The 12,712-nt window shown below is 45.0% G+C and carries 9 protein-coding genes; all 9 read right to left on the minus strand.

Annotated features, from left to right (window positions below):
* Window positions 1-71: 71 nt before the first annotated feature.
* The 9 genes from AC58PV_RS02105 to AC58PV_RS02145 all read right to left on the minus strand — a co-directional run bounded on the left by AC58PV_RS02105 (window position 72) and on the right by AC58PV_RS02145 (window position 12,685).
* Complete coding sequence (locus AC58PV_RS02105) at window positions 72-1,268, minus strand: TolB-like translocation protein (RefSeq protein ID WP_497430639.1); 1,197 nt, start codon at window positions 1,266-1,268, stop codon at window positions 72-74.
* The gene (locus AC58PV_RS02110; protein WP_497430640.1) at window positions 1,256-2,545 is read right to left on the minus strand and encodes a glycoside hydrolase family 28 protein; all 1,290 of its coding nucleotides are present in this window, start codon (window positions 2,543-2,545) and stop codon (window positions 1,256-1,258) included. The genes AC58PV_RS02105 and AC58PV_RS02110 overlap by 13 nt, the downstream gene beginning before the upstream one ends.
* 603 nt (window positions 2,546-3,148) lie before the next feature.
* On the minus strand, window positions 3,149-3,286 hold the full coding sequence (locus AC58PV_RS02115; RefSeq protein ID WP_497430641.1) for a kinase/pyrophosphorylase: 138 nt from the start codon (window positions 3,284-3,286) through the stop codon (window positions 3,149-3,151).
* 303 nt (window positions 3,287-3,589) lie between these two features.
* Window positions 3,590-3,697, minus strand: coding sequence for a hypothetical protein (locus tag AC58PV_RS02120; RefSeq protein WP_497430642.1), 108 nt, complete (start codon window positions 3,695-3,697; stop codon window positions 3,590-3,592).
* Entirely contained in the window at window positions 3,694-6,402 is a 2,709-nt protein-coding gene (ppdK, locus tag AC58PV_RS02125) for a pyruvate, phosphate dikinase (protein WP_497430643.1), read from the minus strand. The genes AC58PV_RS02120 and ppdK overlap by 4 nt, the downstream gene beginning before the upstream one ends.
* Before the next feature lie 151 nt (window positions 6,403-6,553).
* The gene (locus AC58PV_RS02130) at window positions 6,554-7,000 is read right to left on the minus strand and encodes a hypothetical protein (protein ID WP_497430644.1); all 447 of its coding nucleotides are present in this window, start codon (window positions 6,998-7,000) and stop codon (window positions 6,554-6,556) included.
* A 550-nt stretch (window positions 7,001-7,550) separates the two neighbouring features.
* Complete coding sequence (locus AC58PV_RS02135; RefSeq protein WP_497430645.1) at window positions 7,551-7,754, minus strand: hypothetical protein; 204 nt, start codon at window positions 7,752-7,754, stop codon at window positions 7,551-7,553.
* 164 nt (window positions 7,755-7,918) lie between these two features.
* On the minus strand, window positions 7,919-11,599 hold the full coding sequence (locus tag AC58PV_RS02140) for an RCC1 domain-containing protein (protein ID WP_497430646.1): 3,681 nt from the start codon (window positions 11,597-11,599) through the stop codon (window positions 7,919-7,921).
* Window positions 11,600-11,734: 135 nt separating this feature from the next.
* Window positions 11,735-12,685 (minus strand): sugar phosphate isomerase family, encoded by a 951-nt coding sequence (locus AC58PV_RS02145; RefSeq protein ID WP_497430647.1) that lies wholly within the window; start codon window positions 12,683-12,685, stop codon window positions 11,735-11,737.
* Window positions 12,686-12,712 lie beyond the last annotated feature (27 nt).

The following is a 12,712-nucleotide window of genomic DNA, read 5'->3' on the forward strand; positions in this document are numbered from 1 at the left end:
ATTCGCGATTATCCGTATATCCTCTTTGCTGAACTACATGCCAGACAACGCTTCTTCTACTTCAATTATCATTAGTTAGCCCAATTATCATTCGTTAGGATTGAAGTTAAATCCATCTGATAAACGTGTCGCTGTCCTTCATGCGTTGAATCGAATGAGATCAACGTGCCTTCTCGATTCCACCGGGGATGTAAATCGCAGCGGATATCACCTTCCAGCTCAGGCAGCGAATAATACGAGGCGAGTTTCATACCCTTTTTGGTTTTTAAGTTATACATATACAAATGTCGATAGGAATCGCTATCTGGATAACTGTCATAGAGCATGTATCGCCGATCCGGGGAGTAGCTGCAATGTCCATCCTTTAGAAAAAAAGACTTATCAATCGTCTGTACCTCGCGCTTCTTGTCTTTCCACACATATAGCTGCTCACCCTCAGGATTCGTTTCCATCTCACCAGCATGAATGACCAAACTCTCGCGATCCCGCCAATGGTAATGGGAGGCATATCCGTAGTCGGCAAGCAGGAATATATCAGAACCGTCTATATTCATCGTGACGACTGCTGTTTTCCACAACTTATTTTTATCCGGAAAACAGCGTACCAGCATGACAAGGCGGGAGCCGTCAGTGTTGAAGGTGATGTGGTTGATTAATATTTTTCTATCTTCACCTTGAAAATACGCTTTCGTAAATTCCCATATCCGCTGCAAAGAAATCGTCAGCCGACTACTTCCTGACAACAAATCGATCACATAAATACCATCATCGTACGGATGAAGTGCGTTCGCGAAAAGGTCCGATTCACCAGCATAGCCATATCCCGGACGGAAATCGTACATACGGGGGAAATTGATGCTGACGGCATACCGGCCAGTCGGATCAACATTGGCAACTGGTCTTTCCAATGGGTATGACTTGCCCGTTGACAAATTCAGCACGACACCTTTATAAGCACTGCCATTCCACTGATTATAAATAACGGTATCTTGCGGGTACGCGGGATGCCATTGCAGCATGCTCCCTTGTTGGAAGTTCCATGCTGTTGTTTCTCCGATGACGGTGAAGCTTTTATTTTGTAAATCAATGTAACCAAGTTTGGCTCGATCTTCCGCACGCGGGAGTCGATCACAGAACGATACTTTATGGCAGAGATGATACCGATCGTTCCCGCTCCATGCAGGTGTGTCATAATAACCGAAAAAATAATGACCATCTTCCTTGGTTAGACGCTCTGCTTTCAACACCTCATCCTTTATCCGATCCATTTCTCATTACCTCCCGCTTCTACTGATGTGTAATTGTAGGTAACATTCGTCGAATACGCGAGGCATAGGTCATGGCGTTTGTGTTCTGCCTCTTCTATGCCATTGAAAACTTGTATATGATCAAGTCGTACGTTCTTTCCATATGCAATCGTCATATATGCGGGCTTTATCATGAATTCAGTATCGCGCTGCTCTTTAAGCGTCCGCCTGCCCGTGACAGGTTTGTAGCGATTGCCAAAAGGCGTATAACCAGTGATGCGCATTGTGATTTGTTGAAACGATATGTTGTCAATTAGGCTGTCCGGTGCTCCTTGCACAACAACTGAGCTTTGCGTGCTAATGAATAAATCGCGGAAGACGATATCTCGCACACTGCCTATCTTGGAGTCGGCATGCCGTTTTTCGATATCAACGAACACGGGCACAACCGGCTTGATATCGTACAGATCTGCCGATATGATAGTGATCCCACTCATGTGGGCTCTCTCTACGGTTCCTCCGTCTTTGACGAAGATACCGATACCAATTGCGGAATGAATGGTGCAGTGACTAATATAGACATCGCTAATCGATCCATAAATCTCTGTTCCAAACTTAATAGCTGTATTCGGGGACTCCAAGATGCAATTCGTCACAAAAATTTGCCCGCAAGCTCGATCTTCCGTGCTCTTAATTGGAATGCAATCATCCCCAGTTGATAGGTGACAATCCCTAATAAATACATTCCGACAGCCATCTGGCACGATACCATCCGTATTCAAGTGATAACGATAATTGTGAATAGAAATTCGGTTAATATGAACGGTATCGCAATGCTTCAAATGAACGGTCCAAAACGAGCTGTCTCGGATACAAATATCTTCTAACGTGACCGAGCGGCAATTATCAAAGTGCATGGTGCATACCCGTAGTTCAGGATGCTTCGGTACCCCCCACCAGGAACCGAACTTTTCTGTGCCGAACCCCCGAATCGTTCCTTTCCCTGTAATACCGAACAACTCGGCATTCGTTGCCTTAATCAAAATCCTGCTCTCGTCCACACCTGACCAGTCATCTCGGTAATCGGCACGATGCGTTGAAGCCCACAGCGTAGCCCCTATTTCCAAATGAAGCAGTACCCCGCTCTTCAGCTCGATACTTCCAATCGTATAGTTTCCAGCGGGAACCGTAACTGTCCCTCCGCCCATTTGATGACATTCATCAATTGCTGCCTGAAACGATGCGCTTTCCAGTTTAGAGCGATCCCCGACCGCTCCGAAAGCCTTCACATCCAACATGATTGAACACTATCCTTTCTTTAATAAACTCATTAGACGTAATCCCTTCGATAGTAACAACAGCTAAGCTTCTTAACACGAAATTATCGTAACGTGTTTGAGAATTATCCGTATATATTCATTACAAAACCATTTAGCTATTTGTATAAAAAAGTTGAAATATTCCTTACTTAACTAAACGAATCATTAGCCAATAAAAATTAAAAACTGCAGACCTCACCTATCATTCAGGCGATATCTGCAGTGCTTACAGTGCGAGTTGCATATTTACAGAACTCCATATTCCCATGGAGTCCCGACCTCATTTTATCAAATAAACACTCTCCAACAACCGCCCATCCCAAAACCTCACAACCCGCTTCGCCTGCTGTGCAATCTGTTGATCATGCGTAATCACAATAATCGTTCTACCCTGATCATTCAGCCTCGTAAATATGGGCCGCGAATGTGGCTGAACATTAAATACCTTGGCTAATGAATTTGAAAAGTAAGATTCAATCAAGTCAATACCGGGATCGCCCTCTGTACTTATAAAATCTCAGTTTTTTTGTTAGGATTAAAAAATGACCGCTCTGTAATCACTACATCATATTTCGAATGTCTTCATCCAACGCATAGATCCAACCGTTTTACATAAACCTGACTAGTATTAAACTGACGAATTGTCGCTTGGACGACAGTATTCGCAGTTTCCCCAATCGAATTCGAACAAATGAATATCGTTTGAACTTTCTCCTCCATCCTTGCCTACCTCCTAATTCGTAGCTTGATCGAGCTGCATCCAGGACATGATCATTTAAACTACTGTCGCAATGTTCGGATGTCTGGACATCACAAGACTAATAGGCATTGTAGGAGCACCCGCATTACCTAGTGTTACTTTTAACAAATCTTTTCTCGAAACAATACCACTAACGCCTGTTTATCACTCATAATCATTAATATTCCAACATTTTCCATGAATAAGGTAACTACGGCTTCATTCACCGTAGCTTTTTCAAACGAAGATCTCATCAAGCTTCTTGTACGCAACTTCCCCATTTTCTAATGTCTACCGAGAAAATAACCCACCTTTGGCTTTGCGTCCAAATATCCGAGCATCACAAGGAATGCAAGATCGGAACGAATCGTTGGACGAGAGATTCCGATCAACTTAGCAAGACTTTCTCCAGTGATCGGAGCGCGCTCCTTTGTAATACACTAGGATTACCATGTAGAAGGAATGCTTGTGCTGCAGCTATGCGTGCCAAAGGAATTCGGAAAGGAGAACAACTCACATAGTCTAATCCGATCAAATGGCAAAAAGAAATTGATTCTTTATCTCCGCCATGCTCACCGCATAATCCTGTTTTTAGAGAAGGCTTAATAAAACGCCCTCTGTTCACGGCTAATTCAATTAATTGTCCGACACCTTCTGTATCTAGTACTTGAAAGGGGTTATGTGGAAGCAATTTTTGATCGACATAATGGGTTAGAAATTTCCCTTCCGCATCATCACGGCTGTAGCCATATGTCATCTGCGTCAAATCATTTGTGCCAAAAGAGAAAAAATCCGCATAATCCACAATTTGACTCGCAGTTAGCGCTGCACGCGGCACCTCAATCATCGTTCCTACCTTATAAGGGCAATCTCTAAGTTTGTCATTCCCTAATACCTGTTCTGCAACGAAATCAACGAGCTCACTTAATATTTTAAGCTCATTCGCATGACCAACTAAGGGAATCATAATTTCAGGAAGGACTCGAACACCTTTGTTGATACACCTAGAAGCCGCACGGAAAATAGCCTCAATCTGCATATCATAAATCTCTGGAAAAACGATGCCTAATCTGCATCCCCGCTGTCCTAGCATAGGATTTGTCTCGTGGAGCGCTTGTACTTTACGCAGAAGATCAGCCGTATCTTCTCTTTCCGAATCTGCACCATCTAACTCATAGGTCAACTGCATATGTCTTTTTTGCAGCTCATCAAGGTTTGGCAAAAACTCATGCAATGGCGGATCTAACAATCTTATCGTTACCGGAAGACCGTCCATTTCTTCGAACATGCCTTCAAAATCGGATTGCTGCATGGGAAGCAACTGCGCAAGCGCTTGCAATCGTTTTTCTTTAGTATGCGCTAAGATCATTTGTTGCACGACAGGCAAACGAGTTGGAGAGAAAAACATATGCTCTGTTCGACATAACCCGATCCCCTGAGCACCTAGTTTTCTGGCGATTTTGGCGTCTTCCGGATTATCTGCATTGGCGTAGACTTGCAGAGTTCGAATCTCATCCGCCCAGCTAAGCATAATGAGAAGCTCATCCGTCATTCTGGCTTCTCGTAAAGGCATAACACCAAGAATGACACGTCCTGTTGCACCATCGAGTGTAATCCAATCGCCTTCTTCCACGATCATATCTCCAACCGTCATTCGCTTATCATCAAGCATAATTCGGACTTCTTCGCAGCCGCATACGCATGGCTTCCCCATTCCTCTTGCCACTACAGCTGCATGGCTTGTCATCCCTCCACGGCTTGTGAGAATGCCTTCAGAGGCTATCACACCATGGATATCTTCAGGCGTCGTTTCATTTCTTGCCAGAATAACTGTCTTACCTGCACGGTTCCACTCTGCCGCAGTATTTGCATCAAATACAAGTTGTCCAACCGCTGCACCCGGCGAAGCCGGAAGTCCTTTTGCCAACACATCCTTGATTGCCTCTTCATCAATACCTCTGTGCAAAAGTTGATCAAGATGGGATACCTCAATGCGTCCTATGGCTTCCTGCTTTAACAATAAACCTTCATTGACCAAATCGACGGCAATTTTTAACGCAGCTTGAGCATTTCTCTTCCCATTACGTGTTTGCAGCAGGTAAAGCTTATTATTTTCTACCGTAAATTCAATATCCTGCATATCTCTGTAATGCCTCTCAAGTTGCTTCGAAGCCTCAAACAATTGCTCGTAAATCTCTGGCATCTCGTTTTGCAAAGAAGCAATCGCAAGTGGTGTTCTTATACCTGCTACTACGTCTTCACCCTGTGCATTAATGAGATATTCACCGAAGAAAGTATTCTCACCCGTAGATGGATTTCTTGTAAAAACAACGCCTGTGCCACAATTCCCTCCCATATTACCAAAAACCATACTTTGAATATTGACTGCTGTCCCTTGATCATCTGGAATCCGATTTATTTCACGGTAAATTTGAGCCCGTGGGTTGTTCCATGACTTGAACACAGCCTCTATCGCCATACTCAATTGCTCATAAACATATTGTGGAAAAGCTCTGCCCGTTTTTGTCAGAATACACTTCTTGTAATCCTCAATTAAAAGTTTCCAACCGACAGACGAAATTTCTTGATCTTGCTCAGCGCCTTCATTCTCTTTCAAGCGATGCAATAACTGTTCGAAATAATAGGATTCAATGCCCAGAACCACGTTTCCAAACATCTGCATTAAGCGGCGGTAGCAATCGTAAGCAAATTTTTCATTGTTTGTAAGAACTGCCAAGCCTTGTACGGTGATGTCATTTAGTCCAAGGTTCAAAATGGTATCCATCATGCCTGGCATCGAACTTACTGAACCCGATCGAACAGAAACCAACAGGGGATTTATAGCATCTCCGAACAATTGTCCCTTTTGCTTCTCTAGCTCTTTAAGCGCTGCTGAAATCTGTTCAAGTAATTCATCTGAGACCCGATTACCTTCTTTAAAAAAAGTTAAACAAGCCTCTGTTGTAATCGTAAATCCCGGAGGGACGGGAAGGCCAGCACGAGTCATCTCTGCTAGATTAGCCCCTTTTCCTCCTAGTAGTGTTTTCATTGAAGCGTCTCCCTCTTGGAACAGCAGCACTTGTTTCTTAGTTATCATTGGTTGACCTCCCTATTTTTTTCAATACACGCCATGCTCTTACACACGGCATAGAATTTTTTATATCCATCCGTTGGTAGCGTAGCAATCACTTCATTACATGATTTACATAAAATGATACCCAAATCAAATCTGTGAATAGCTGCCAATTCTACATGGTTTGTGTTAGACATATCGTTTCCCCCTTTAGTTGTATCCTTTCTGCGCGAGAAATATAGGATACTAAATCGATAACTCGGTTGGCATAGCCCCATTCATTGTCATACCAGGCAAGCAGCTTGATTTGGTCATCCTGCGTCATAATACTGAGACCGTTGATAATCGCGGATTTCTCATTTCCAATATAATCTACTGAAACAAGCGGTAATTCATTGTAGCCAACAAATGTTTCTATGTGCCCAGCATTCGCCTGCCTGATCGCATGCTTGACTTCATCCACGTTTACTTGACGACCGACCACTACTTGAAGATCCAAAAGAGAAACGTCCTTGGTCGGCACACGAAGAGATACTCCTTGTATGTTGGAGGTCATATGAGGAATGACTTCCTCAAGTTCTTTACCCACTCCCCAACCTTGCTTTAGTTGAATTGATAACATGCACCACATAATCCTGCTGCTTTTCTGTGAAGGCTTTGCGAATGCAAACCCTCTCGATTCTACCTGTACCACTTATTTCAATTCTCATCTCTGGCTCCCCCATTCCATTATTTAGTGTGTCATAAACATAACATTATTTTAATTATGACACAATATATAAATTAATGAATAATATAAGACATATTATTTATACGCATATAGAGGTATTCCTATATATAATACGTCATATTTAAGAGTAATAAAAAGACGCAGTATCCCTGCGCCATATTCTCGATATCTTGTTTATATATAGACGGACCCTAATAGCACAGAAACCGTATGACATGTTTTGAGCCTATTGATTCAAACCATTTAAGCTTTAACGGTAAAACCTATCGAACCAAGGCCCTCTCATTTTGCAGAGACAAGATCGCCTTCAAATAGCTGGTGTGCTCCGGTAATTCCGCCGGTTAAAATAATTGACCTTGCAACGCCTGCATAACAAGCGGCTCTCTTACTTTCCTCGACAATCCCCGATAAATCAAGGGCAATTCTACATTCTTGTATGCACTTAATAGTGGAAGCAAGTTAAAACTTTAAAAACAAACCCGATCTTGCGATTCCGAATCTCCGCCAGCTGCGAATCATTCATTTGATTAATCGCCTTACCGTCCAGAACATACGTTCCAGCAATCCTCGCCGGTGTTGTCGAATTTTTGAGATTATGGACACGAAGCAACGTAAATCCCACTAAAATGGAACAAAGAGCTGCCATGTGGCAGCTCTTTCTAAGTTCATCTATCGTTCATCCTTAGCTCGTAAACGTATATTTTCTTATATCCTGTTAGTGTAACTACTTCCCAATGTAAACCCTCCAACCCGCATTAACAGGTTGGAGGGTTATCCGCCTCTTTGCTTTCCGTATAAAAGTCAAAACGTCTATCTCGCAAATTGGAATGCGGATGTCGAATAAGCCCCGCCTTCAACGCGCATAATCCCATTTATGCCGGCTGTCTGAACAGGCGCATTGCGATTGACCGTCGTTCCATCTCCCAATTGCCCGAAACTGTTATCACCCCATGCCCACAAAGAACCGCCGTTGTATTTGGCCGCCGCACTATGATAGAGCCCTGCTCCGATCGTCTTCACATCGGTCAGATTCGACACTTGAACAGGCGAAGTCCGGCCGATATTCGTCCCATCCCCTAGTTGACCTTTGTCGTTGGCACCCCATGTAAACACCGTTCCGTTTGTCTTCAAAGCTACGCTATGATAGCCACCTGCGGTAATAGCCGTAACCTTATTGAGACCTGCTGCTTGAACCGGAATGCTGCGATTGGTTGTGGTGCCGTCGCCCAGTTGTCCACTATTGTTATATCCCCATGTCCAAACCGTTCCGTCCTTTTTCAAAGCCATACTGTGTCCCACGCTCGCATCGATGGCTGTAATATCGGACATGCTCATCACTTGTACGGGCGTTAAGCGATTAGTCGTTGTGCCATCTCCCAGCTGACCGGCGGTGTTCGAACCCCACGACCATAACGTACCGTCCGATTTCAACGCTAGGCTATGATATCCGCCTGCCGCAATGGCCACGACATTGCTTAAGCCGGCGACCTGAACGGGATTGCTGTGGTTAACCGTCGTCCCGTCTCCAAGCTGTCCGCTATTATTAAAGCCCCAGCTCCAGACCGTTCCGTCCGATTTGAGTGCCAAACTGTGATAATGACCGGATTTCACCGATATAATATCCGTCATCGCATTTACGAGAACGGGCACCGAGCGATTAACCGTCGTTCCGTCTCCCAATTGACCGTATGCGTTATAGCCCCAAGCGGATACCGTGCCGTTCGCGTTCAATCCAATTGTATGGTATTCACCGGAAGAAATTTGCATCGTCCCCTGCAAAGGAAGTCCACTTGCCGAAGACCGCTGAGTCGTTGTTCCATCACCAAGCTGTCCATAGACGTTATTTCCCCATGTCCATATGGATCCTTTGGTTGCAGCTATGCGAGCAAACTCGTTAAAATGCGCCAAATGCGCAAGAGAGACGACAGTTGTGTGCGAAGAGTAAAGCTTCCGGGTCATTTGAAAAATCGTGTCGTCCCAAGGAGCGGTCTTCATCCATTGCGTAGCAAATACTTCCTGAGTCGGTGGAGCGATCCCGCCAGAACCATCAACCGCAAAATTCAGCTTCGGCATACCGCTTCCGTCGTAAGTCAGTACGTTTCGCGTGAACGTATGGACAAATCGCTGCATATCTTTTTCATTGAATACAATGCCGTTATCGTAGGCTGCCACTGCAAAATCTAATTCTATCGCGGCATACGGAATTTTGTTAATATCATGATCTGCCGTCCAACAAGCGTTGTTTTCATGATTGATTGTCGTACTTGTTCGTTCATCCCAGCCCAAATAAGTTGCGCTTTGTTTAGGGTAATACGTCCACACATATGCGTCCTTCACATCATCCCAGGTCAAATCGTTCTTATACCTGTTCGCCATCCTTGTCGCTTTATTCAAAGCCTCCACTTGGTGCGGGCCTGGAATTTGCGACAATTCCACATACGTTTTACCTAAGCTGAGATAATGATTAAACTGGTTTTCCGAACCGTCAACAAACATCGGGGCACCCTTAGGATAGATGTACCAGCCTTCGTTAGCCGCATTCTCCACCCATTGGTAATCATGTGAGGAAGCAGCGTCCCATGCAGCCTGAAAGTATCGATCTGCGGCAGCTTTATACATCACATTTCCGTTGAGTGTTGGCGTTTCATAAACAACTCGCGCAAACGTGGCCATCGGGTAAGTTATCAAACCAGTATGGACCGGGAAGCTCATGCGGAGCGGTACAAAGCTCTTCAAGTCATTCACAGGATTTCGGCTCGCAAGAGGAGAAGAGGAAGCAAGATCCTTTACAGATATGCCGTTCGTCAGGCCGTCGAACGAACAGTGAGCACCGGCCCTTACTCTCTTCACCGCATAGTTCGGGCTGGCTGGATCCATCGTAAGATTATCAAAGGTATCCGAACGTTCCATATTGGCAAAGGTGACGGGATAACCCACATTGATTGTGCTATTGTTACCTAGCTGCCCATAATCGTTCTTCCCCCATGCCGCTGCTCGGTAATCGTAGGTGATCGCCATGTTATGCTCCTTCCCTGCAGCAATGGTATTCGCGGTCAATCCAGTGACTTGAACCCGGGTCAATCGCTGGGTAGTCGTGCCATCGCCAAGCTGACCTACATCATTTGCCCCCCAAGACCATACCGTCTTGTCAGATTTCAGAGCCAGGCTGTGAAATCCACCAGCAGAAGCTTGAACCACACCGCTCAGCGAGCTGACTTGAACCGGCGAACTCGCTGAGCTTGTTGTTCCGTTACCTAATTGGCCATTTGCATTCAATCCCCAGCTCCAGACCGTACCATCGTTTTTCACTGCCAAGCTGTGTCCTAATCCACCGGATAAGCTCATAATATTCGACAGGACATTCACTTGTACGGGCACCAAACGGTTGGTAGTCGTGCCGTCGCCCAATTGTCCAAATGGATTAGACCCCCAGGCCCACACGGTTCCGTCAGATTTCAAGGCGAGGCTGTGGTAACCTCCCGCTGCGATGGCTATGACGCCCGATAATGAGTCTATTTGTACAGGAGTTGCTCGGTTAACTAGCGAATTATCTCCAAGTTGGCCACTGTTGTTATACCCCCAGCTCCAAACGGTCCCATCCGATTTAAGAGCCAGATTGTGATAATATCCGGCAGCGATTTGGGTCACATTCGATAAGCCACTCACAGTTACCGCGCTTGAACGATTACTTGTCGAACCATCCCCTAATTGACCATAGGCGTTATATCCCCAGCTCAGAACGGTTCCGTTCGTTTTCAAAGCTAAGCTGTGAAATTCCCCAGCTGAAACGGTTTTGGCAACATCGAGTACATTATAGTAATCTATAACACCGTCTGCGGGAAAAGGTTGGCTTTGGTTAGCCGTACCGAATGCCAATTGTCCATAATAGTTATTACCTGAATTCCATACTCTTCCGGTCGAATTTAAGGCTGCGGAATGCAGTCCTCCTGCGGCGATCGAGGAGACTCGCGTATACGCTTCCAACTTGAACGTATTCGGATTGGTTCCAGGCGAGATTTTCACTTCATTCTCTGAAGAATCGAAGAGAAGAGAGCTTCTGACTTCCAATGTGGGAACGCCGTTAACGTCCAGCAGCGTGGCAGAGCCAGAGGTAAAACGCGTCGCAGCCGGCCATGTAGGCTCCGAAAGTCCGCGATAGTCGCTTTTCCCGCGAACCGTATCCCGTAGACTCAACACTTGATCCGCTTGAGCGATGAACTTGTTTAAATAGGCCGTATCCCCATATTGCTTAAACATCGATATGTAAGAAGCAAGGATGGGTCCTTCCGCCCAAGCCAAATCGCTCGTTCCTACATCGTTTGGCTTAATAACGCCATTCCCGCCGTTAATGGTACTATCAAACGCATCGAACGAAGCTTTCGTTGTGACATCATAGCTAAGCGCGTGAGCCGAGGGAAGGAAATGAGTAAAGCAGGATGAAAGCATGAAAAAAGATAATACCAAACTCGCAACCCAAGTAGACTTGATCATGTTCAACGCCTCCATTATCCATTATAATTTTACATAGGTTGTGTCATAAGACAACGAAGTAAGTGATGGAATATGTGCCAGACCTATACCTATTAATCAACGTCAATCCTGTGATCGCGATGTTCCGGCCCTTGATTAATTGCATTCTGCAACTAACGGACCAGCCAAATCTTTCATAAAAAATAATTTTCCAGGCAATGTCGGCATATAAGTCGAAGGAATCCATGGATCAGGACCGTACCTCAAGGTCGTCCATAACGACATACCTTGCCATTGCATGCCTCTTCCGAATATTCCGTCGCAGCCTCCAATAATTTGATCCGCTAAAAGGAATAATCCAGGACCAATTGTATTGGCATAACAGGGAACTAGTGTTGTTCTACTCTTGAAGCTTGTAATCGCGTTCTGCTCAATGGTCAACGGATGCAGTTTAGCCCCGAGTCGATGCGTCGCCTTCCGCCAGAGATCCTCAGATTCATATTCGGCTGCAAAATGCGGCTCCCAAAAGGCGATGTGGCACATCCGGCCAATTCCAAAAACAACGATAAGTCTCGCTCCCTCACCTTTTAAAGCCGTAATTTTATCCAGATAGGTTGGAAGATTCTCTTTCGTAGCAAAATTACGCTGAGAAACCGGAACCGTCAATGGACCCAACGGACCATAAAATGCTTGCTCCATGGCATATTGGAAAGAACCGGGATCTGTCGACGCTAACGTGTTCCCATCTCGATCACTCCACTCGTCCATATTAAAACCATATACATGACGAGCATCCACGTTCCATTCCTGCAGGAAATATACCGCCCATCTATACATGCCCATCGGTCCAACCGGCAAAATAATCGCCAGCTTCTGCCCCATTTCCTTGCTTCTACGAATTTCCATGGCAATTTCATGACCCATCATCATATCGAATTCTGTTACATCGTTACAAACCACTGGCCTAAATTCGTTATGCCAGAACGACTGTCGATCTGTAATTGTCTCCGGTGCCACATCGCAGCATTCATCGATTTTACGTAAATCCCATCCATGAGGGAAAAAACCTTCCATTAGCGAACCTTTAACTGTCGTTAAAAAATCCATATAACTAGCACCTCTCCAAATCTAATA

It is taken from the genome of Paenibacillus sp. J22FR83 (assembly GCF_059691955.1).